General features: G+C 40.4%; 24 protein-coding genes and 1 other annotated feature. Of the genes, 3 read left to right on the top strand and 21 right to left on the bottom strand.

What is annotated here, in order from left to right; translation table 11 throughout:
• Positions 1–264: 264 nt before the first annotated feature.
• The 9 genes from SporoP8_RS02345 to SporoP8_RS02385 all read right to left on the bottom strand — a co-directional run bounded on the left by SporoP8_RS02345 (position 265) and on the right by SporoP8_RS02385 (position 9,843).
• Positions 265–705: a prepilin-type N-terminal cleavage/methylation domain-containing protein gene (locus tag SporoP8_RS02345; RefSeq protein ID WP_085131037.1), complete on the bottom strand. Its 441-nt coding sequence runs from the start codon at positions 703–705 to the stop codon at positions 265–267.
• Positions 706–821: 116 nt separating this feature from the next.
• Positions 822–2,033: a type II secretion system F family protein gene (locus tag SporoP8_RS02350; RefSeq protein ID WP_085131038.1), complete on the bottom strand. Its 1,212-nt coding sequence runs from the start codon at positions 2,031–2,033 to the stop codon at positions 822–824.
• A 2-nt stretch (positions 2,034–2,035) separates the two neighbouring features.
• The gene (locus SporoP8_RS02355) at positions 2,036–3,073 is read right to left on the bottom strand and encodes a type IV pilus twitching motility protein PilT (RefSeq protein WP_085131039.1); all 1,038 of its coding nucleotides are present in this window, start codon (positions 3,071–3,073) and stop codon (positions 2,036–2,038) included.
• 11 nt (positions 3,074–3,084) lie between these two features.
• Positions 3,085–4,752 carry a GspE/PulE family protein gene (locus tag SporoP8_RS02360; protein WP_085131040.1) on the bottom strand — a complete coding sequence of 556 codons (1,668 nt, stop codon included), beginning with the start codon at positions 4,750–4,752 and terminating at the stop codon, positions 3,085–3,087.
• 15 nt (positions 4,753–4,767) lie between these two features.
• Entirely contained in the window at positions 4,768–6,219 is a 1,452-nt protein-coding gene (locus SporoP8_RS02365) for a VanW family protein (protein ID WP_085131041.1), read from the bottom strand.
• Between the two features lie 25 nt (positions 6,220–6,244).
• On the bottom strand, positions 6,245–7,597 hold the full coding sequence (locus tag SporoP8_RS02370; RefSeq protein WP_085131042.1) for a hypothetical protein: 1,353 nt from the start codon (positions 7,595–7,597) through the stop codon (positions 6,245–6,247).
• A 16-nt stretch (positions 7,598–7,613) separates the two neighbouring features.
• The gene (locus tag SporoP8_RS02375; RefSeq protein WP_085131043.1) at positions 7,614–8,057 is read right to left on the bottom strand and encodes a hypothetical protein; all 444 of its coding nucleotides are present in this window, start codon (positions 8,055–8,057) and stop codon (positions 7,614–7,616) included.
• Between the two features lie 34 nt (positions 8,058–8,091).
• Entirely contained in the window at positions 8,092–8,532 is a 441-nt protein-coding gene (locus SporoP8_RS02380) for a PulJ/GspJ family protein (protein ID WP_198166056.1), read from the bottom strand.
• Between the two features lie 99 nt (positions 8,533–8,631).
• Complete coding sequence (locus SporoP8_RS02385; protein WP_085131045.1) at positions 8,632–9,843, bottom strand: bifunctional folylpolyglutamate synthase/dihydrofolate synthase; 1,212 nt, start codon at positions 9,841–9,843, stop codon at positions 8,632–8,634.
• A 61-nt stretch (positions 9,844–9,904) separates the two neighbouring features.
• On the opposite strand from SporoP8_RS02385, the gene SporoP8_RS02390 reads away from it, so the two are divergent.
• Genes SporoP8_RS02390 through SporoP8_RS02400 form a run of 3 tightly spaced genes read left to right on the top strand, consistent with a single transcriptional unit; the run spans position 9,905 to position 12,467 of the window.
• Positions 9,905–10,771, top strand: a complete 867-nt coding sequence (locus tag SporoP8_RS02390) for an ATP-grasp domain-containing protein (protein ID WP_085131046.1) — start codon at positions 9,905–9,907, stop codon at positions 10,769–10,771.
• Positions 10,768–11,553, top strand: a complete 786-nt coding sequence (locus SporoP8_RS02395; RefSeq protein ID WP_085131047.1) for an ATP-grasp domain-containing protein — start codon at positions 10,768–10,770, stop codon at positions 11,551–11,553. The genes SporoP8_RS02390 and SporoP8_RS02395 overlap by 4 nt, the downstream gene beginning before the upstream one ends.
• Entirely contained in the window at positions 11,553–12,467 is a 915-nt protein-coding gene (locus SporoP8_RS02400; protein ID WP_085131048.1) for an MBL fold metallo-hydrolase, read from the top strand. Before SporoP8_RS02395 ends, SporoP8_RS02400 begins: the two co-directional genes overlap by 1 nt.
• 79 nt (positions 12,468–12,546) lie before the next feature.
• On the opposite strand, the gene SporoP8_RS16440 is transcribed toward SporoP8_RS02400, so the two are convergent.
• From SporoP8_RS16440 to hemB, 12 genes are all read right to left on the bottom strand, one after another.
• The gene (locus SporoP8_RS16440) at positions 12,547–12,714 is read right to left on the bottom strand and encodes a hypothetical protein (protein WP_157111216.1); all 168 of its coding nucleotides are present in this window, start codon (positions 12,712–12,714) and stop codon (positions 12,547–12,549) included.
• Positions 12,715–13,039: 325 nt separating this feature from the next.
• Positions 13,040–13,636: a dienelactone hydrolase family protein gene (locus tag SporoP8_RS02405; protein ID WP_085131049.1), complete on the bottom strand. Its 597-nt coding sequence runs from the start codon at positions 13,634–13,636 to the stop codon at positions 13,040–13,042.
• 150 nt (positions 13,637–13,786) lie between these two features.
• Positions 13,787–14,098: a hypothetical protein gene (locus SporoP8_RS02410; protein ID WP_085131050.1), complete on the bottom strand. Its 312-nt coding sequence runs from the start codon at positions 14,096–14,098 to the stop codon at positions 13,787–13,789.
• A gap of 249 nt (positions 14,099–14,347) precedes the next feature.
• Positions 14,348–15,379 carry a S66 family peptidase gene (locus tag SporoP8_RS02415; RefSeq protein ID WP_085131051.1) on the bottom strand — a complete coding sequence of 344 codons (1,032 nt, stop codon included), beginning with the start codon at positions 15,377–15,379 and terminating at the stop codon, positions 14,348–14,350.
• Between the two features lie 58 nt (positions 15,380–15,437).
• Entirely contained in the window at positions 15,438–16,034 is a 597-nt protein-coding gene (locus tag SporoP8_RS02420) for a class I SAM-dependent DNA methyltransferase (protein WP_085131052.1), read from the bottom strand.
• 74 nt (positions 16,035–16,108) lie between these two features.
• Entirely contained in the window at positions 16,109–16,462 is a 354-nt protein-coding gene (locus SporoP8_RS02425; RefSeq protein WP_232319191.1) for a hypothetical protein, read from the bottom strand.
• A gap of 36 nt (positions 16,463–16,498) precedes the next feature.
• Entirely contained in the window at positions 16,499–16,753 is a 255-nt protein-coding gene (locus SporoP8_RS02430) for a hypothetical protein (protein WP_085131054.1), read from the bottom strand.
• Between the two features lie 21 nt (positions 16,754–16,774).
• On the bottom strand, positions 16,775–17,260 hold the full coding sequence (locus SporoP8_RS02435) for a GNAT family N-acetyltransferase (RefSeq protein ID WP_085131055.1): 486 nt from the start codon (positions 17,258–17,260) through the stop codon (positions 16,775–16,777).
• A 223-nt stretch (positions 17,261–17,483) separates the two neighbouring features.
• The gene (locus SporoP8_RS02440) at positions 17,484–20,129 is read right to left on the bottom strand and encodes a valine--tRNA ligase (RefSeq protein ID WP_085131056.1); all 2,646 of its coding nucleotides are present in this window, start codon (positions 20,127–20,129) and stop codon (positions 17,484–17,486) included.
• A 53-nt stretch (positions 20,130–20,182) separates the two neighbouring features.
• Positions 20,183–20,402 (bottom strand) — a binding site (T-box leader).
• Positions 20,403–20,629: 227 nt separating this feature from the next.
• Complete coding sequence (locus SporoP8_RS02450) at positions 20,630–21,253, bottom strand: hypothetical protein (RefSeq protein WP_085131058.1); 624 nt, start codon at positions 21,251–21,253, stop codon at positions 20,630–20,632.
• 168 nt (positions 21,254–21,421) lie between these two features.
• Positions 21,422–22,717, bottom strand: coding sequence for a glutamate-1-semialdehyde 2,1-aminomutase (gene hemL / locus SporoP8_RS02455; protein WP_085131059.1), 1,296 nt, complete (start codon positions 22,715–22,717; stop codon positions 21,422–21,424).
• A gap of 1 nt (position 22,718) precedes the next feature.
• A complete protein-coding gene (hemB, locus tag SporoP8_RS02460; protein WP_420066737.1) occupies positions 22,719–23,639 on the bottom strand; it encodes a porphobilinogen synthase in 921 nt (306 codons plus the stop codon).
• Positions 23,640–23,653: the final 14 nt, after the last annotated feature.

The following is a 23,653-nucleotide window of genomic DNA, read 5'->3' on the forward strand; positions in this document are numbered from 1 at the left end:
CAAGTTACAAGTAGTATAGCAAACGTTATTATAGAATGAAAGATTAGTAGCAAACGCCAAGAATATATTGCGCGATTTCAATTGCTAACTGAGATACCAGGCAAAGTACCACATTTTATAGTTCGAACTTTGTTAGATCTATCAATATTTATGATCATTCGTATCAACTAATTAATTTTGTAATTAGACTTAAAAATTTCAAAAAGACTCTGAAGAGAATAATCTCTACAGAGCCTAGTCTTTAATATAATCTAAAACTATTTATTATCTGGTTACTACAACAGTTCCAGTTGTGCCTTTCACAGCAGCGTCTGTAATATTTTTTACAGTTGAAGAATTAAACTGAACTGTTACACCTTTATTAGCAGCCGTTCCAGAAATGGTATTTCCAGTACTGTCAACTTTTGTTACAGTTGCAGCTACTGCACCGGTACCAGTAAAGCCACCAGCATCTTCTAGGAAGCCACCGCTAATTAAATCAGCTTGTGTAACTGTTTTCGCTCCATTTTCAGCGAAGTACATTTGTGCAGCTGCCAAAACATTCTGTCCATCAGCCTTCAAAGCATTAACTTTAGAATTCGTAATAATATTCCCAATAGCCGGCACTGCAATCGCAGCAATAATCCCCAAAATAACGATAACTGCAAGCAACTCGACAAGCGTCAAACCTTTTTGATTTAATTTCTTCTGCATAAACTTTTTCATGTCATTTCCCCTTCTTGTTTTTTCTTACTCTATGAGTATAGTATACCAGAGGCACTAGGAGATTAACACTAGTTTAATAGAAAAAATTAAAATATAGTTAACTTTTGTTATTTCTGTTACAAATTATCTATCTGCTCAAACATGCTAAACATCGGCAACATGATTGCCAAAACTATAGTCCCAACTACCGCTGTTAAGAATACAATCATTAAAGGCTCTATTAAAGCCTTTAAGCGGTCTGTAGCTGCTTCTACTTCTTTCTCATAAAAATCCGCAACTTTGGCCAACATAGAGTCTAAAGAACCAGTCTCTTCTCCAATTGCAATCATATGAGGAATTAACGGTGGGAATGCCCAGTGATTTAACATAGGTTCCGTCAAGGATCCGCCTCGTTCCATTGATACTCTAGACTCACCAATCACTTTTGAAATAACTTCATTTCCCACAACTCTTTCCGTCATAGACAATGCCTGTAAAATTGGTACAGAGCTTGAAAACATGGAGCTTAATGTGCGCGTCATCATAGCGAGTGAAGACTTTTGTGCAATGCTACCAAATATAGGTAGTCTTAACAAGATTGTATCTAAAATGTATTTTCCCTTCGGATTGCTTCTGAACAATACATACCCCACAACTAAAACTGAAACAATAAGAATTAACAAGTACCAGTAGTTTTCAATCCATTCACTCGCTGCCATTACAGCGCGAGTTAGCCAAGGTAATTGCCCCCCCACGCTATCAAACATATCAACAAACATTGGTACGACGAACCATAAAAGAAAAATAACTACTGCAATAGCTATTATTCCAACTACGACTGGATATGCCATAGCAGACGTAACTTTCTGTCTCGTACGATACGCTTTTTCGAAATGCTCCGCTAGTTGATCCAATGATTCATCAACTGTACCTGAAACTTCTCCTGCCGCCACCATGTTCAAAATCAATGGTTCGAACACTTTGGGATGTTTTCCAAAAGCTATGGATAACGCGGTCCCTGTACGTAAATCTTCCTGAACTGCGGTCAAAATCTTTCGAAAAGCCGCCTGCTCCACTTGCATCGATAAAATCCTCACCGCATCCACAATCGTAACCCCCGCTTGAAGAAGCGTAGAAAACTGTCGCAAGAACATAATCAATTGATCCCGCTTAACCGGACTACCAATCGTAATATCTTTCGTCAGCATCGTTTCTTTCTGTTCGACAAGACTGACCACACGAATCCCTTGCTCTTTAAGCTTAATCGCCGCATCTCGCTTATTCGTAGCGGTCACCGTACCACGGCGAATTGCTTTCGCATCTCGCCCTTCATATGTAAAACGAGCCACTCTTAATCATCCCCTTGCATAAACGGCAATGCAGCTTCATACGAAATGATTCTCTGTTCCATCAAATTCTTTACGGAGTGATCCATCATATGCATTCCAAGCGCACGGCTAGTCTGAATGACGTTCGGAATCTGGTGAATCTTCTCAGACCGTATTAGGTTAGACACAGCGGGATTATTAATCATAATCTCTGTCGCCGCTCGTCTTCCTTGTTTATCCATTGTCTGGAACAAACGCTGGGAAACGACTGCCTTTAAAACACCTGCCAACTGCACACGAATTTGCGCTTGTTGCCCATGAGGAAATACGTCTATAATTCTATCGATTGTCGAAGCGGCACTCCATGTATGTAAAGTCGCGAGGACTAAGTGGCCTGTTTCCGCAGCGGTAATAGCCGTAGAAATCGTCTCCAAATCACGCATCTCACCTACTAATATGACATCCGGATCTTGACGCAAAGCAGCACGTAAGCCATCCGCAAATGACAGCGTATCAAAACCGACTTCTCGTTGATCGATAATAGAAGTACCGTGCGCATGCATATACTCAATTGGATCTTCTAATGTAATAATATGCTTTCGCATCGTTTCATTCATATAACGGATCATTGCCGCGAGTGTCGTAGACTTACCTGAACCCGTTGGCCCCGTTACTAATATTAGGCCTTGGGCTGTGTCAGACAAGCTCTTCAATGTTCCCGGCATATTCAAATCATCGATCGTAGGGATCTTGGTAGGAATCGTCCGAAATGCTAATGAAATCGCACCGCGTTGTTGGAATGCGTTGACACGAAAACGAGAAACACCAGCGATTTCATATGAATAATCAATCTGTCCAGCTTCTTTAAACGCTGGAATCATCTTTTCTGGAATCGTTTGATAGGCAATTTCTTTTGTATCTTCTTCAGTCATAATGGTTTCACCGAATCGTTTCAAGTCACCATGAACTCGGAAAACCGGGGGCACGCCAACAGTTAAATGAATATCCGACGCTTTGATCGTAAAGGCTTCAGTTAGTAATCGATCAATTCTTTCAGTCACCTCAAACACTCCTAATCTATCAAGGCCACTCTCAACACTTCTTCAGTAGTTGTAATGCCTTGCTTCACTTTTTCCAAACCATCATCTATCAGGAATATCGTTTTGCTTCTCTGTGCAATATCACGGAATACTGTAGGTGCTGCGTTACCATTAATCGCATCGCGCATTTCCGCGTTAATGACCAATACTTCATGTATCGCAATCCGCCCACGATATCCTGTCATATTACATGCAGGACAACCGGAACCGCGATGGATCGTCTCTATCGTTTTCCCACGTTTAGCAAAAATCTCTTTTTCACGATCAGTCGCTTGCTGTGTGGTACCACAGTCTCGACAAACACGACGAATTAATCGTTGAGCTACGATCGCATTGAGTGAGGCAGTCAAAAGGAAAGGCTCCACCCCCATATCCAGCAATCGTGATATCGATGCAACTGAGTCATTCGTATGAATGGTGCTCAATACTAAGTGTCCCGTCAACGATGCACGGATCGCGATTTCCACTGTTTCTTTATCCCGGATTTCCCCGACCATGACAATATCAGGATCTTGTCGCAAAATAGAACGTAAACCTGTCGCAAACGTTAATCCCACATTAGCATTCACTTGAATCTGATTAATTCCTTCCAGCTGGTACTCGACGGGATCTTCTATCGTAATAATATTTACTTCTTCACTATTCAATCGATTCAAAGCTGCGTATAACGTAGATGATTTACCCGAACCAGTGGGGCCCGAAATTAACACGATCCCATTCGGCTTTTCAATTTCTTTAAGGAAACGCTGTAGATTCGTTGGACCAAAACCAAGCTTCGTCATATCATTCAATGAGCTGCTCAAGTCCAAAATACGCATTACGACTTTTTCACCAAAAACTGTCGGTAAAGTCGATAACCGTAAGTCGATCGGACGGAAATCAATCATTACTTTGATGCGCCCATCCTGTGGCATGCGTGATTCCGTAATGTTCAAATTTCCCATGATTTTGATTCGGGCTAGAAGCATTGACTGCATATGCTTCGGTATGACCCGTTCAGTCTGCAGTTTCCCATCAATTCTAAAGCGGATGATGACTTGATGTTCTTGAGGATCAATATGAATATCACTGGACTTCATAGAAACTGCACTAGAAATAATCTGGTTCACTAGACGCACAACTGGAGAATCATTATCAACGATATCCTCTTGTTGTTCTGTCTGACTTGCAGTGGTTTCCGGTTCTTCAAACAGCAAGTCATCAAATAATTCATCATCATAATATCTAGTAATCGTTCGATTAATATCATCTTTAGACGCAATCGCAGTTTCGATATGGAAACCTGTGGATAGGCGTAAGTCTTCAATCGTGTTGTAATCCATTGGGTCTGCCATCGCAACGAATAATTTATCTCCATCTTTTTTCAACGGAACAATCATCTTCTGCTTCGCTAAACCTTTAGGAACTATATTAAACAACTTCGGATCAAACGGATAACGGAACAAGTTGACGTGAGGAATTCCGAGCTGGAACTCCAACACTTCAATCAACTGTTGTTCCGTAATATACCCGCGCTGCAATAACGCATCACCAAGTCGCTCATCGCGCGATTTTTCTTTCAACGTACTCATTAACTGCTCGTCCGTCAGCAAGCCGGATTCTATTAATAAATCCCCAAGACGTTTTCTAGTTGTCGCCATCTGCACCCTCCTCTATCAATCAATCGGATTACCATTTTTGTCGACTTCAATAAGATTACCACCTTTATCGTAATCATATTTCACATCATCTTTCCCATTAGAACCATTCGAGTTACTTGAACTATTTCCATTACCTGATCCACCGCTATTCGTACCATTACTTGAAGAAGAGCCGGTAGTACCCGATCCGCCACCATTTGAAGTAGACGATCCATTTCCGTTAGATGAATTAGACGGCTTATCTGTGGATCCATTACCTGAAGAGTTTCCGTCAGTATGGCTAGAATTACTATCTACATCACTAGTAGGAACTTTCTCCACTACTTTTTTTAGACTATGTCGTTCAATAATTGGTTTCGGTGCATAGAAATCAATCGACACGTCTTCAATTTCTTCCAATGAACCATTCAAAAGAATATTCCGTTTAACCGCAACTTCCATGCCTTTCTTGCCTGTATCCACTACTTCAACCGCACCTGCATTTACAAATGCGCTATAACGAATAACCGTTTTAGGATCATACTTTGTGATTTTCTCTACCTCGGTATCGTAACGATGCACAAATGGTAGACCTTCAACCGACAGCTCCAATTGAGAGCCTGTCCAATCCGTACGAATCGTGAAGACTGTTTGATTAGGGTTCGTAAACAGGAAATCCAAATCGAGCTTACGATTGATCGCTGCTTCAAAGCCTGGTTCAACGCCCACTGGTAATTCAGAAGAAATATTTCGTTCATCTATTACCCAATTCGTCTGCAATGCCGCTTTATACAAAAGGGAAGCCATAATAGTCATCTGTAAATCTGTCGCACTAGCAGACTCTTTACCACTCAAATATTCACGGAATGAAAACGTAGAATTCGGCTGAATCTCTAAACCATTCAAGTCTTCCATTACTAAACGCAAACCTTTTGCTAGTTCATCCACTTCATATGTAGCAGAAGCAATGACTTGTTTCTGCTCGTATACTTCAGGTATAAAACTCGCTATATATACTTGCTGTGGCATAATACCACTCCGTAGCTGAACTTCTAGTTGGGCAGCTATTTTCTCCACGTCTTCTTCACTGAATGAAAGCGAATTAAAATTTTGTTTCATCACCGTACGTAGCCCTTCGCGGGAGACATTTGCGATTAATGAATTATCCACTCCACTTTTTGCTTCGTTTAGTGTTGCATCTGGATCGAAACTTACTACATCTGCTGGAACATCTACTTGAAGATCTTGCACAATCAATTGCACGGACAAGTTCTGTTCAAGCTCTAAAAAATTATTTACTAGCTTCTCTTTCGCATCTTTACGATTATGCTTTGATATGTCAAACGGCCCTGCATATGTGTGTTTACTAAACTTTTTAAAGTTTGAGAGGAAGCCGTCGCCTGCGTAAGCTTGTTGGGCGAAAATTGCGGAGCCTACAAGTAGTAGAGCGCCTAGAAAAAGGAATATTTTGTATACGTTTGGTTTCAATAGTTATCGCCTCGCAATGTCATATCTAGTTTTTGTAATATTCTACTTCTATTTCGGGCTTCTCCCAAACAGGTTCAATTAAATTGGGTGTATCCGGATTAGTTGAAGAGTTACCACTACTCTCGCAATTTTTAAACAAGATACTAGGATTACTTTTATAATCCGATTCTTTAATAGCGATATACCGGCTATCGTTTATAGGATAATTTTTTGTGCCGTCTCGTAATACAAAATAAATTTTACTTGTAGAATCAATTGTTATTTGATTCAAATAAACATTTCCACCTACGCAAACTTTCGAATTATTTGTTATGGATTGTTTCCCCGAATTGGGTTCCCAGTTGCCTTTAACTGCGAGGGTACTTGACGAATTGATATTCACTTGTTTCTTAGGAACAAAATTACCTCGAATACCGATAAAACTTCTATTTAATTCAGCATGTTCAACTATGAAATGACCGAGAGACAGGAGATGAAGTGAATCTGTATTGTTCATATTCTTCACTGAAATATTGCCTTTAGCGTATACATTGATATTCTTCATTTTATTCATGTTGAATGGACCGATCTCGCCTTCGAGATAAATAGAAGTATTCTTATAGTCCATTCCAAGGTTACCGTTATTACCTTTTACAGCATTAACGGCGAAATATATAGCTGGACCCTTAAAGTTGGTAATATTTTCAACATCTGTTTCTAAACAAGCATTCACTGAAGGACATTTTACAGTGGGTTTATTGATAAAGGGTAGTTTTCCGGTCTCAAACCAGTCTAATTTTTCAACTCCACTACCTTGCTGCCCCGATCCCCCAGCTTCGGTTTGATCTACGTTGCATTCTGGCATAACAAAACTTAGTGTGAATTCCAAAGGTTTGTCAGTTGTATTATATTTACCAAAGATCTCTCCAGTAATCTCTACCGAATATGTGGTTATATCTTTTTTTATGCTGATTGAGCCACTAGTAAACTTATAATTTTCCTCAGCTAAATCAACAGGAGTGATAGTATGATTATTCAACTGTTTCCATAGTTCATCTATAGCATCTATTCTTTTTTGTTTCGCCATGTTCCTAATAGCTTCTGGTTTATTGGGTTCTTTACTATTATTTATTTGTGCTTTCTCTGCTAAAAATTTATCGTTATACATCTTCCAAATGCTCGTTTTAACAGAATTGTATTTATTTATATAACTCCATTTATAATAATCTACGCCCATTTCAGCCGCCATATATGCTAGATTATTCGAATCAACAATCTTTTCTTGTTTCGCATTACTAATTGAACCTCTCATAAACAGAGCACTTGTGATCAAGATTAGGACAATTGCCAATAAAACAATTACCAATGCATACCCGTTCTCATTCTCTCGATTGTTCATAGTTATCAACCTTTCATCAGGTAGATCTTTTATATCTGGATGCTATTAGTGGAAAGGTAATACTTAACTTAGTATTTTCTGGAGAAGTTATTTTAAATTTCTCAATCTCCAAATCTTCAAAATCTGCTTCAATATCATATCGAACCCCTTCTGGTGATATCATTTGATCACCCATACTGTATATAAAACCCTCACTAATACTAAATCTTTTTCTATCTTGAGATTTTTCAATCTGACAATTTTCTACACTGACGTTATTAGGTGTAATGACAAATTCGTATTCTTTACAGGTACGATGAATCCTAAGAATTTCAGTAGAAATATAATTACCTTCTTGCTGTAACCTTAATTTATTGGTTTCTAAAACACTGGAACGTGAACTAATAGATATTGTTGTCCATATCAAACCGGTAACCAGAGTCACTAACAAGAGTGTAGCTAACACTTCGACGAGTGTCATTCCCTGTTCATTTTGTTTGATGATAAGCCCTCCTTTAATCTACAGTTTTTTCCATGTAACCGAATGTTTCACTAATTTCACGCTCTCCTTTAAATACGGCAATATGAATTCGATACAATTCGACCTCACCTTTTTGTGTTGTAGGCAAGTCGGATTTCTTTTTACAGGTTACACGATATGTGAAAATAGGTTCTTCCTTATGGCTGTATTCATAAACAATATGTCCGGGCTTTGTTACGAAATCCTCTTTAATATTCTCCAAATCATCATTTCTATTTAAAGGTAAAGGATTTTCCTTCCAAACTAGCAATTCTTTTTTTGCTAGACTAATCGTTTCTAACTTTGCTTCAGTTTTTGAATTTAAATTACTCATCTGAGGAAATATCGTCATAAAGCTAATAAAAATAATACCAAGTATAGTTAGTGCGGCTAATATTTCAACCATCGTGAAGCCTTTATCATTTTCATACTTCATGACAACATTCTCTCCTCTATTAACATTCATCATTTTATCCTACTAAAACTAAATACCTTACTATAAACATAAAAGTCTATAAAACCAATTTTATTAAGCCTATTGTCTCATTAAACTACTTAATAAGTAAAGAGAGCCAACAACTACCTTTATGTATTTTTTCGAACATTTTACATCCACTTCTTCAAATGAAATCACACGACTTGCCTCTATAGGACAAACCGCTTGCAAATCCTCCGCTTTCGCAGCCTGTGCATGCGGAAAATCCACAAACGTAAAACTATTCGCAAGTGGTGCTAAAATCTCCAACGTAGCTTGATAGTCTTTCGTATTCAACATCCCCACAACCCAGTCCACTTTCTCTCCTGGAAATTGCTCCTTGATCGTACGTACTAACATACGCGCGGCCGCAGGATTGTGAGCCCCGTCAATATAAACGTGATCTGCAAGCTTTTGGAATCTAAACGGCAAGGCTACATTGGCTAAAGCTTTAGCCACATGATCTTGTTTCAATGGCACTCCCGCCATTGATAAAGCTTCTATAGCAACGGCAGAATTAATCGCTTGATGGGGTCCTTTCATATTACGCTCGGGAATCTCAAATGTAGATATACCACTGAAGATTTCAGTAGTCTCTTGTTTCATTGTGAATTCTTCGTCATATGCGCGCACCAAACTTTTATTCGTCTTCGCCTCTGCCAAGACAACCTCTTTCGCCTCTTGTAGCAATTCTCCTATAACGACTGGAATATACGGCTTAATAATGCCCGCTTTATGTGCGGCAATCTTTTCAACTGTATCTCCAAGAAATCCCGTATGATCTAGCGCAATCGATGTAATGACCGAGACTAAAGGTGTCACAACGTTCGTGCTGTCGTATTTACCACCCATCCCCGTCTCAAGTAAAACATAATCAGGTTCTGCGTTACGGAACGCCAAAAACGCCGCCACCGTCAGCAATTCAAAGTCCGTCAGCATCCCACTTAATCCTGCTGCTTTCATTTCTTCAAACACATATTCTAATTCCTCATGAGTAATCGGTTTCCCATTGATCCGAATTTGATCATGTACATCCAGTATGGCGGGTGAAGAAAATACGCCAGTCTTAAATCCATGCGCTTGTAAAACTGCTTCCATTACCGCAATCGTCGAACCTTTACCGTTCGTACCTGCCACATGAATAATTCGCAAATCTTTCTCCGGGTTCAAGATATTCGCCAAAGCCTCTTCTATCGCATCCAATCCCGGTTTAATCTCGTTATCACTCATTATGTCAAATTGTTTTTTATATTCATCAAGTTTTGGAATCAAAGAAAATCCTCCTGTGCTAAAATTAAGTTATAGATCTAGTATAGCAAAGGTGGCGTTAGGATTGAAAAGTTGTTGGGTGATTTATAATGGTAGTTTAACAAGTGATAAATTCGCTGATCAAGCGCGGCTTGTGCAGGAGGCGGCAGAGCGAGCCGGAGTACAGGCGACGATCTTAAAAAATTATGAAGTGCTGATGGACGCGCAAAATCAGATAAAAGATGCTCCTGATTTTGTCGTTTTCCTCGATAAAGATACATTGCTTGCACAGTATTTAAAAAATGTGGGAATCCCTATCTTCAATGATCCTGAAGTTATTGAAACATGTGATAATAAAGCCAAGCAGTATCTTGAACTTGCAAAGCATGGTGTCGCGATGCCGAAGACAATCATCGCACCGAAGGTTTATCCAAATTTCACGATTACGGATAGCGGTTATTACGAGAATGTCCTTGAAACGCTTGGCTTGCCTATGATTATTAAAGAAGGTCATGGCTCATTTGGTATGAAAGTGTATTTGATCGAGACGAATCAAGCTTTCTACGAGAAAGTCGATGAGTTGCGTGGCGTAGATTATGTCTTTCAAGAGTTCATTGAGACGAGTAGAGGGCGGGACTTACGCGTCAATATAGTGGGCGATCAGGTCATTGCGGCCATGTATCGCCATTCAGAGACAGATTTCCGGGCGAACATTACGAACGGTGGTGTAGCTGAAGTGGTGGAATTGACATCCGCACAAAAAACACTCGCTATGGAAGCAGCAAAAGCAGTTGGTGCGGAATTCGCTGGAGTGGATTTATTATTCGGTGTGGATGAACAACCTCTCGTTTGTGAAGTTAACGGCGCAGCGCATATCCGGAACCTCTTGAACGTCACCGGTATCAATGTCGCGGATGCAATGATTGCGTACATATTGGAGAAGATTAAATGAAAGGCGCAGTCTACTATAACGTGAAGGAAGTAATGAGGAATCAAGCATTTATCGACGATCTTTTGAAAGAAGCAAAATACTTAGATATCGAATTGAAGTTAATCACTGATTCACCTACCGAGCCACTAGATTTCATTTTATTCCGAGATCGTGATCCTAATTTAACTTTGAAATTGGAACAAGCAGGTTATCGCATGTTTAATCGAGCGAGTGTGCAGAAAATCGCTAATGATAAACTGCGCACATTTGAACTTGCTACTCTACTTGGCATTTCCGTCGTCCCCACATTCAAAGCGGACCAACTTCCTACGTTGCCTTTTGTACTGAAAACTCGCGGAGGCCATGGTGGTAGCGAAGTATTTCTATGTGAATCTGTTCAACAAACTGAGGATATTCTAAATCAGTTCGATCACAATGAACTAATCGCGCAGCCCTTCATCGAATCGAATGCAACAGATGTTCGAGTATTCATGCTCGGCAATGAAGTATTAGGTGCTGTAAAACGATCTGGGGCGAAAGATTCGTTCAAATCCAACTTCACTTTAGGTGGCACTGTTGAAAAATATACGTTGAACGACACTGAAACCAATCAAGTTCAAACGATTTCCCGGGCAATTTCTAGTGACTATATTGGCATTGATTTCATACTTCCAATTACAGGCGGCTGGTTATTGAATGAAATCGAGGATCCCGTTGGCGCCCGTTCACTCTATCAAACACACGATTTTTCAGTTGCCAAGAAATTATTGGAGTATGTCAAAAATCAATTGGGTGTTGAATGATGAGAAAACGCTATACTAATTTGGATGACGTAGATACGAGTAAATCAGTTAGTGAAATGATTCGTTGGCAGAAAGAACGTAATGAAAAAAAGAAAGATTTACGGATCGTAATCGAACAAGCACCGACTAAAGAAATAGAAAAGCTCGTAGCCAATCGATCCGAAGCAACCATTACTTGGATTGGGCACTCCACATTTTTGATTCAAATTAGCGGCCTTAATGTGATTACTGATCCAGTTTGGGCAAAACGGATGGGATTTCAGAATCGATTAACGGAACCAGGAATTGCACTAGATGAATTGCCAGAGATTGACGTTGTGGTTATTTCACACGGACATTATGATCATTTGGACTTCGGCACGATCAAACACCTAAAAGGCAAACCTATATATTTTGTTCCTATTGGCTTACGGAGAAAGTTCCAAATTAGAGGAATTAAAAAGGTCATCGAAGCAGAATGGTTTGATTCATTTGTGTTTGAAGGCCTGAAATTCTCGTTCGTTCCTGCGCAACATTGGACGAAACGGACATTGACGGATACGAATACTTCTCATTGGGGTGGCTGGATTATCGAAAGTGCTGAGCAATCGATTTATTTCGTTGGAGATACGGGATATTTCCGTGGATTTTCAAAGATAGCGAAGCAATTCACTATTAACACGGTGATCATGCCGATCGGGGCGTATGAGCCAGAATGGTTTATGAAGGAAAGTCACCTCACACCTGAGGATGCAGTGAAAGGTTTTTTGGAGGTAGCTGGTCAAACATTTATACCGATGCATTACGGAACTTATCATTTAGCTGACGATACTGGACCCGAAGCGCTTGAAAGACTGAATGCTGAGTGGAACAGATTGCAGTTAAATGAAGATCAATTAAAGAAGTTGCTTATTGGCGAGACGTTATGGTTATAAAAAATAGAGACTACCGCAGAAAGTCATTTCACAATGATTTTTTGTGACAGTCTCTTTTAAGCAAGGGGTTGAAATCCATTTAATCTCTAGCATTGGATTTAGCAAAGAAAGCCGTCATGAGTGATAAAAAGATTGGTACAATACTCCATAAAAGAAATTTCCAATTACTCGTTACCAATGATAAAACCAAGAAAAACATGAATGCTAGAATCGCAATAATAACAGCGTGCTTTTGAATTTCTTTCATTTTCTATCCTCTTTCTAATAGTGCTACTGCCACAACAAGGTCAAAAAGAAATCCCAATACTTGAAGCACCTCCAAGAGGAAGTAAAACTTACGATTGAAGAAGTACATAATGAATGTTTTATCTCAAGTGATCACCCGATGACAAAAAACATTATATATCTTTTATTGCCTTCTCTACTGGTGATCAAGTTCAAATCATCAAACAGTATCCTGAGTGGAGTTTCCAAACACGCCTACCAAAACGAAAACATGGCACTTTATTTTGGTACAATACCCAGTTCGGTTTGTTATATCAATTTATTTAAAATGTAAAAAGTGCTTCTCTCTATCCATTATCTCTGAAGAAGTCTATCGTTTGGTTACAGGTGACATAAGCCAATTCTTCATTGTATGCAAAAGCGTAGGGATCACTAAATCCGTGTAGACCTTCATACATAAATACATCTACGTTCGGCTTCTCTAGTTTCAAAAGCATTTCATTGACATCAAATGACCTCTCAGCATTTGGAAAATACAATAACGTCGGACAAGTTGGATTAACACCTACATAATCCCGAATTCGCGATCCATAGTATCCAATGATCCCATCAACGCATTCTTCCTCACTGCATAGCCAAGCAATTGTCGCCCCCACACTAAATCCAAGGATAAATACTTTTACATACCGATTTTTCATATCCATTAGTAGCTCTTTAACCTTATGTGCGCTATTTTCAAAACCTGCACGGTCCATGAAGTTTCCATAAGCTAACTCTTCCTGCGAATAATCAAAAGGGATTTCCTGCGGTATCAGATTGGGACAGATCACATCGAAGCCTTTCTCAGACAACGATTCACAAATGTCTTTCATAAATTGATTTATTCCGTAGATTTCATGAAGAACTATGATACAAGTTTCAGAAGTAGATTTCTTTTCAATCATTCATTTTCTCCTCACGTAATTCATCCTCATATCCACTCACGAAACTGGTTTACTAAAAGTTACTGATTCCATTATGAATATGGCTACAAGCGCTGATCCTACTTTTTTCATCATATCGAAACCCTCTTTTCTAGATCGTGCCCTGTACAATTATATTTCTTCTTTATTACCATAACTCTCATAAGCAAAATATCCACCTAATAAACCTAATGAAGCACCTAAACTAAAGGCAAATCCTAACGAAATAGGAGAAATCATACTGATTAGTAAACCCACTATACAACCGGCCAACATTCCAAGAGGTATCAAACTATCCAACAATGTCTGAGAACTCTTCGATTTTTTCTTAGGCATCGCACCTTGCTTCGTTTTCTGATCCAGTCTCTTAATGACAAATACCACAATAAAGCCCGCTATTATAATCGGTAATACTATGCCTAGAATTTCAATAACTGTTTGCATAACTATTCTCCTCTTTATCAGCACCTATAATTATATTATGTAAACTAGAATGAAAGATTTTTAATTTTTCTTAGTATAAAACTTATCCGAATCCCACTCGATATTCACCGTAGTCAATTCCTCTTTATCAGGTATTCCATATTATTTATTAGCGTAACAAGTGAAGACATGATCTCATTTCGCTTTGCAGAGCACATTGTGCATGCGATTGCTGATCTGTAAAAATTAAAAAATCATTTATCTACTTTTTCAAACAACTCCATTCTCGAGAATCGAAAACGTCTTGTGTTCACAATCAATCTCCGCCATCGCCCCATACGGTAAAATAAACTTAGGTTCCGTATGACCAAAGTTCAAATTATATAAAATAGGTAGCTGCTCCAACTGATACTCTTTCATCACTTTAAGAATTTCCACTTTATATTCCTTATAATATTTCTCATCTTGCGGTTTTCCCAAAATAATTCCATTCGCTTTTTGCAAAATTCCTTGCGCAGCATAATTTCTTAGCCAGTATCGAATCAAATTAGGGGCAGGCTTTTCTTCTGATGTTTCAAAGAACAGGATACTATCATTCCAGTACTCTGTATCCGGCCAAAGTTCCGTCCCTTTCGCAAACTCCAACACTTCCATACAGCCACCGATCAGTCTGCCTTTTACAGTACCGGAACCTTGAAGCAACTCATAACCCGTATTTTGATTCATCGTGCGACGTATATGTTTATTCGGTTCAATCCATTCTAACCGCTCACTTGTCCAACTTTCGGCAGGTTCAATCTCACCGATTATTTCATTGGAAAAGAGAGTCCGGTTTACCATTTCGACTGTATAAGGGTTCATCTCCACATTTTCGGCGAAGTCCGTTAAAATAGCCGGCCCGTAGAAAGAGGAAATACCTGCCTTATGGCAAAATAAATGAGATATCGTGACATCAGAGTATCCGATGAATATCTTCGGATTGTTTTGTATTACTGTAAAGTCCACATAAGGAAGCAAGCGAATACTGTCTTCTCCCCCGATATTCGCAAAAATCGCTTTAATGGAAGGGTCGCGAAATGCCGTCATCAGATCTTCAGCACGCGCTTTGGGGTTCTGATAAAGATAGTCGGCTCCCTTTAAACTGTTTGGCATCGGAACTACTGTCAATCCAAAGACTTCCTCTAGCCTTTTTACACCTTGTTTATAACGCCACTTAAGCTCCGGTTCACCCGCGCCTCCCCATGATGGACTTACCGTCGCGACTGTATCTCCCCGTTGAAGTGTAGTAGGTTTTGTCAGCATATTAAGCCTCCTTTTGATTGTCTTTCTTGACAATGTTAAACTTTCCTGTTTTCATACATCACTTGATACCGGTCGATATAAACATCGTGGCATCCTCGTTTACGAAAATATTGTTTCCGCTATAGAAGTTTCTAATTTCAATATGGATAAAACCTACTTCTGTTAACAACTGCTTCAACTCTTCATGTACAAAACCATTATGAACTTTAGGATGATTCACTTTATCATTTTTCTCAAAATCGATAATAATTAATTTACCGCCATCAGTGAGAGAATTATATAATTCTTGTACGATCTTTTTGGTATCCGGAACATGTAGAAGAACCAATGATACTAACACAATATCTGCCTGAAGTGTCGGACTTTCCTGAGTGAAATCAGTATAAAGAACTTTTGCATTTGTAATATCATTGCGAGAAATTTTAGCCTGTGCTACTTCCAACATCTGCTGTGATGAATCTACTAGCAAAATTGACTCCACCAAGTCCGATAATGCTAAACCAACGAGTCCTGTACCGCTTCCATAATCAATTAATGTTTTGGAACGACTGTGTTGTATTTCAGGCTTTACTTCTTTCACTACTATCTTGGCTAATTCCTGCCGTTCTGCAGTATCATACCTTTTTGCCATTTGCTCGAAAAGATTTTCCTCCATGCTTCACTCTCCAAATTCATTTCTCTATCCTCTTTAATATATGTGCGTTGCAACTTTCAGGGGAAAGCGCATCTTTATTCTCCTATTTGTAATAAATATCTTTTTTCCACTTGCATATAGTCCACAATTAACACATCATCGCGTTCATTTGTCACATAGATCTCGGCTCCGTCAGGGACATGCTTCGCCATGCCTTCAGAAACCTCACCAAGCTTGTCCCCTTTAGTCAATTTTTCAAATTCAGTCCAGTCAATATTTGTTTTATACACCTTGCCGTCATACTCCAACAAATCAGCAGTCGGATCTTGTTTCAATACTTGTTTCTTCGTTAAATATCCACCCTCTTGCTCCCCTGGGCTGCTAGCACAAGCCGCAAATGCACCTGATAATATAAGCATCAATAAAATAACCGCGATACGCTTCATCATACACCTCCTGACTTTCAGTTCTGATTCAGTTTTGTATTACATCATAGAAGCTTTGAGATAAATATAAACAATGAACATTACAGGAATAAATGTGATAAGTAATCCGATAGCCCGTCCCTTTTTCTTCAATTGCAAGACGAGACCAATTGCCCAAATAGCTGCTAAACCAAGTATCATGAAATTATTGGTGGAACCTTCCCCCATACCGCTGATTCCAAAACCTACCACACTATTTATTATTACGAATACACCCGAAAGTAGATTCACTGCAATCCATATGATCCGTTTCAATAACCTTCCACCCCATTTCAGTCAAATCACTAGCACCATCTGAACTGTCTTCATTGGATGCCCAGCAAAATCCTCATCAAATTTTTTAACCACTTTAAATCCTTTCGCTTCATAAAACTGCAGTCCTATCCTATTTTCTTTCTCCACCTCTACTATAATTTCTGTTGAGTCCGCAAGCTCATCCATACCTCTCTTTAACAACGCTGTCCCCATACCTTTGCGCTGTTTGTCGGGATAAAAATATATCGCGCGCAGTTCCACTCTGCCTGTTTCATCTGCAGGGGAAAAATCCACAAATCCAGCTACTTCACCTTCAGTCTCCGCAACCCACATATGTGAACTACCCAAACGCTTCTTCAGCATCTCGTCACTATACGCCACCCGGAGAAAATCATCCTGTATCTCCCGGGGAATAATCGCCGCATACGTAGCACGCCAACTTTCCACCGCGATATCACGCACAATCACAATATCCTTTTCCCCCATCTCGCGAACAAAAAAATCCATATACACCCTCCCACCTTGATTCTAAATATTGTGAATTCAATTATACCCATAACTATCCAGTAATACTATCCATAGGGTATTACTGGATGTTATTAAGATTATTTTTGGAGAGTAAATTTTGACTTCAGTTTGGGTTTAAACTATTTCTTCTTCCCACACAATGCAAAAAGCCCACTCAACAGCATCACACTGTCGAATGGGCTTTAACTATCTATACACCAATTTAAATCTCCTTCAGTTCAGCAATACGACGCTCAACTGCCGCATACTTCTCCAAATAATCCTTCTCTTTGGCACGCTCTTCCTCAACAACCGACTCAGGCGCTTTGGCAGTAAATCGTTCATTCGACAACTTGCCCTGAACCCGCTTCACTTCACCTTGCCACTTGCCAAGCTCTTTCGTCAAACGAGCCAACTCTTCCTCAATATCAATCAATCCCTCAAGTGGTAAGTACAACTCTGCACCTGTCACGACAGCTGACATTGTCTTACCTGGCGCATTCACCTTCACACCAATTGTCAGCGTCTCTGGATTACAGAATCGCTCCAAATAGTTACGGTTCTCTTCAAGTACCGCCACTGTCTTCTCGTCTTTAGCTGAAATATACAAATCGACTTTACGACTCATCGGTGTATTTACTTCTGCACGGATATTGCGTACTGATTTGATGATATCCATCAATAATTTCATATCTGAAGCACGAGACTTGTCCATGATTGCCGTATCTACTTCAGGCCACTTCGCCACTGTGATGGACTCCCCTTCATGCGGAAGGTTCTGCCAAATCTCTTCTGTAATGAAAGGCATCAATGGATGCAATAAACGCATCGTTTGATCCAGAACATGTGCAAGAACCGAACGTGTCATTTTTTTCGCCGCTTCGTCTTCACCGTATAGTGGCAATTTCGCCATTTCGATATACCAGTCACAGAAGTCATCCCAGATGAAGTTATATAACGCGCGGCCCATTTCACCGAATTCATACCGGTCAGCCAAGCTAGTTACCGATTCAATTGTTTCATTCAGACGAGTTAAAATCCATGCATCTGCAACAGATTTCTTTCCTGACAAATCAATTTCCTCATACTTCATACCATCCATATTCATTAATGCGAAACGGGAAGCGTTCCAAATTTTATTGGCAAAGTTCCAGATTGCTTCTACTTTTTCTGTAGAGTAACGTAGATCTTGTCCTGGTGAAGAACCAGTTGCCAAGAAGTAACGCAATGCATCTGCACCATACTGCTCAATTACGTCCATTGGATCTACACCGTTGCCGAGAGATTTAGACATTTTTCGCCCGTCTTCCGCGCGTACTAATCCGTGGATTAAGACATCCTTGAATGGACGCTCTTCCGTGAATTCGAGGGCTTGGAAGATCATGCGGGACACCCAAAAGAAGATAATATCATATCCTGTAACAAGGGCATCTGTTGGGTAATATTTTTTGAACGTTTCGCTGTCAACGTCTGGCCAGCCCATAGTTGAAAACGGCCATAAGGCAGATGAGAACCAAGTATCTAGTACATCATTGTCCTGAGTCCAGTTTTCTTCATCAGCCGGAGCTTCTTGACCCACATAAATTTCACCTGTCGTGTTATGATACCAAGCCGGAATTCGGTGGCCCCACCATAGTTGACGAGAAATACACCAGTCATGGACATTTTCCATCCATCCTAAGTAAGTTTTCTCGAAACGTTCAGGAACAAACGTCACTTTTTCTTCTTCGTTTTTCTGCAGTTTGATTGCTTGCTCAGCAAGTGGCTGCATATTGACGAACCATTGTGTAGATAAATACGGCTCCACTACTGCGCCACTTCGTTCCGAGTGTCCGACAGAGTGCATATGATCTTCAATTTCAAATAGCACATTCATTTCTTGTAGGTCTTTGACGATTTGCTTACGGCATTCGAAACGATCCATACCTTCATACTTGCCTGCTAATTTATTCATCGTACCGTCTTCATTCATGACGAGCACGCGTGGCAAGTTGTGACGGTTACCTATTTCAAAGTCATTCGGGTCATGTGCTGGTGTAATTTTCACTGCACCGCTTCCAAAATCCATTTCGACGTAGTCATCCGCTACGATCGGAATCTCGCGTCCTACGATTGGCAATTTGACCATCTTTCCGATTAAATGCTGGTAGCGTTCGTCATCGGGGTGAACTGCAACAGCTGTATCACCGAGCATCGTTTCGGGACGTGTTGTCGCTATTTCAATCGATCCTGTGCCATCTGCCAATGGGTAACGCATATGATAGAATGCACCTTGCACATCTTTATGAATAACTTCAATATCAGATATCGCTGTCTTCGTTGCAGGATCCCAGTTGATGATATACTCTCCGCGGTAGATAAGCTTTTTCTCATACAACTTAACGAATACTTCACGTACTGCTTTTGACAATCCTTCATCCAAAGTAAAGCGCTCTTGTGAGTAATCAAGGGCCAGACCAAGCTTCGCCCACTGAGCACGGATATGGCTCGCGTATTCTTCTTTCCACTTCCATGTTTCTTGCACGAAGTTTTCGCGTCCAAGATCATAACGCGTTTTGCCATCAGCGCGAAGTTTTTCCTCTACTCTCGCTTGTGTTGCAATTCCAGCGTGGTCCATTCCCGGCAACCACAGTGCGTCATAGCCTTGCATACGCTTCATGCGGATGAGCATATCTTGTAAAGTCGTATCCCATGCGTGTCCCAAATGAAGTTTCCCTGTGACGTTCGGTGGTGGGATAACAATTGTATACGGTTCTTTTTCGCTTTTTACATCCGATTCAAAATACTTACCTTCAAGCCACCATTCATAACGTCCTTTTTCAACTGCCTGCGGATCGTATTTGGTCGGCATCGTCAATTCGTCAGTCATTTCATTTCCTCCTTCAAATAAAAAGGGATACAAAAAAGCCCCACTCATCCCGGTAAAAGGACGAAGGAGCTCGTGGTACCACCTTTATTTATGAACGCTAAAAAAGCATTACATCTTCATGATTGGGTAACGGTCTACACCGGTTCCTGCTACTTACATTTCACAAAAACTGCTCATAGGGGACTTCCATATGCGGTTTCCAGGTACGTTCCACCAATCGCACCCTCTCTAAAGAAAACAGTTCACATGTACTTTCCTACTCTTCGCATTTATATTCATATACCCACTATTATAAGCGAAACATGTAGAGTCCGTCAACTGAATAGTAGTCTATAGAGAAAGGATGGTGAATTATGAGAAGAGGTTATAATCCCTACCTATTGCCGCCGTGGCTTCGGAAAACAAGATTTTACTGCAAAGGCTGTATCATTCCATTAACCGTGTTTCAGTTGATTCGATTACTAATTGTCCCGACCACTGGTGACTTTTTATTATTTTGCTTATTCGCTGCTTTGTCCTTCTGCTTCTACAAAAACATTATTTGAATGGAAGATCTTTCTCGTTATATCGTCATCCATCTCGGCGATGTATAAGAGAAAGTCTTCCATTTCATTATTTACTTGCTCAACTGCACGATCTGCATTGGCGAGAAACTCCAAATGGGATGTCGATGCAGCTACGAACTGTGATGCTGCTGGCTCTTCTTCAATTGCAACCGGTTCTTGTACAGGCTCTTCCTTTTTCAATTGAACGGTCCACTCAAGTTTCAATCCTCCATCTTCCAGTGATGAAGATTTGATGTCTTGCACTTCAAGTTGCAAATCGCCATCGAGTTCTACTGGTAGATCAACATTCAAAGGCACAGCATATTCAAAATACCCTTTATTGTTTTCTACTTCTACGTCATTAATGACTAATACATCTTCAGGTGCCAATTCTACTTGTTTATCTGCATCAAATACAACGTTTGCTGCAATATGATAGATCCCTTGCAAACGAATTGCTTCTTCTGTACGTTCTTCTGTAAATCCTGGTGTCACCTTTACCTCAGCCGATTCAGCAAATGCCCCGTACTCAACAGGGAAATAAAAAGACTCTTGCAATGTCCATTGATGCGTCGTCATTTTCGCTTCACTCCTTTTCTTAACTCAGGCTACTATATGAAGAAATGAGGCAGTTTAGAAGTGATGCATAGCGTAGAGTGTGAATAAAGTGATCGCAACAGCGTTACCTCCCGCAAAGTACATACATAAAAAAGCGCCAAGCAATAAAATCTGCCTGACGCTTCAAAATTATCGTTTCAATTTCGCAAATACCGTATGGAATGCTTCCACAGTTTTCGCGATATGCTCTTCTGTGTGAGCTGCCGACAAGAACATACCTTCAAATTGGGAAGGTGGTAAGAAAATACCTTCTTCCGCCATCAGACGGTAATATTCTGCAAACAATTCTAAATCGGATGTTTTCGCTTTATCGTAGTTATTGACACGTTGATCTGTAAAGAAGAACCCGATCATTGAACCGGCACGGTTGACGGTATGTGGAATATTATTAGCTTTCGCTGCTGCGCGGAAACCTTCTTCCAACTGATCACCAAGCTTGATGAAGTGTTCGTATGTTTTCGGTGTCAACTTTCTCAACGTCGCAATACCTGCTGTCATCGCTAACGGGTTACCAGACAATGTACCCGCCTGATAAATAGTTCCCGCAGGCGCTACATGCTCCATAATTTCGCGAGAACCGCCATACGCTCCTACAGGTAGTCCGCCACCGATTACTTTACCAAGACATGTAAGGTCAGGTTTAATATTGAAATGACCTTGTGCACATTTATATCCTACACGGAACCCAGTCATTACTTCATCAAAAATCAGTAAAGAACCATTTTCTTCTGTCAACTCACGTAAGCCTTTAAGGAAGCCGTTATCTGGTCCTACAACACCCATATTTCCTGCAACCGGTTCTACAATAATTGCAGCTAAATCGTCTCCATACTCTTTAATAGCCAATTTAACACTTTCAAGATCGTTGTACGGCACCGTAATCGTGTTTTGTGCAATCGATTCAGGCACCCCCGGGCTATCAGGTAAACCTAATGTAGCGACACCCGATCCTGCTTTAATTAGCAAGGAATCCGCATGTCCGTGATAGCAACCTTCGAATTTAAGGATTTTATTACGCTTCGTATAGCCACGTGCTAAACGAAGAGCACTCATTGTTGCTTCCGTACCAGAAGACACCATACGCACCATCTCGATGGATGGTACACGGTCGATTACGAGCTCTGCCAATTCATTTTCCAGAAGAGTAGGTGCTCCAAAACTTGTGCCTGTTTCAGCTACTTTCTGTATTGCAGATACCACGTCAGGATGTGTGTGTCCAAGGATTAGAGGACCCCAAGATAGTACATAATCAATATATTCATTGCCATCGATATCTTTAATGATCGCACCTTTACCACTTTCCATGAAGATCGGATCCATATTAACTGATTTGAATGCACGTACTGGTGAGTTGACGCCACCTGGCATTAAATCAACTGCTATTTTAAACGCTTGTTCAGATTTCGTATATGTTTTTTGTCCCATATTACTTCTCCTCCAACCAGCGAGCAGCATCTTTTGCATGATATGTCATGATGATATCTGCGCCTGCACGCTTCATACTTGTTAACGTTTCTAATACAATTTTCTTCTCGTCTACCCAGCCGTTTAATGCAGCAGCTTTGACCATTGCATATTCTCCACTGACGTTATACGCCACGACAGGCAAGAGCACATGATTCTTTACGTCGCGAATGATATCGAGGTAAGACAATGCGGGTTTAACAATTAAGAAATCCGCGCCTTCAAGAATATCAGACTCCGCTTCACGCATAGCTTCCATACGGTTTGCCGGGTCCATTTGATACGTTTTACGATCGCCAAATTGCGGTGTGGATTGTGCGGCTTCACGGAATGGACCGTAATAAGCAGATGCATATTTAACCGCATACGACATGATCGGAATGTTTTGGAATCCTGCATCATCTAGCGCTTGACGGATAACAGCGACAAAACCGTCCATCATATTCGACGGCGCAATAATATCAGCCCCCGCTTTCGCTTGACTAACCGCTGTCTTCGCAAGCAATACAAGACTGGCATCATTATCTACATCCTGGTCATGAATAACGCCACAGTGACCATGGTCTGTATACTCGCATAGACAAGTATCTGCCACTACTACTAATTCCGGGTGACGTTCTTTCACTGCGCGTGTTGCACGCTGAATGATTCCTTCGTCGTCATACGCTTCAGAACCGGTTGCGTCCTTTTCGGAAGGTATACCGAATAAAATAATAGATGAAATTCCCAATTCGACTACTTCATCCGTTTCTTTTAATAATAAATCAATAGAAAACTGATCTACTCCTGGCATAGAAGCGATTGGATTGCGCACATTCTCGCCTTCTGTAACAAAGATAGGATAAATGAAATCCGCTGCTTTAATTTCTGTCTCTCTTACCATCGCTCGAACGGTAG

The organism is Sporosarcina ureae, from assembly GCF_002101375.1.
Taxonomy (GTDB): Bacteria; Bacillota; Bacilli; order Bacillales_A; family Planococcaceae; genus Sporosarcina; species Sporosarcina ureae_B.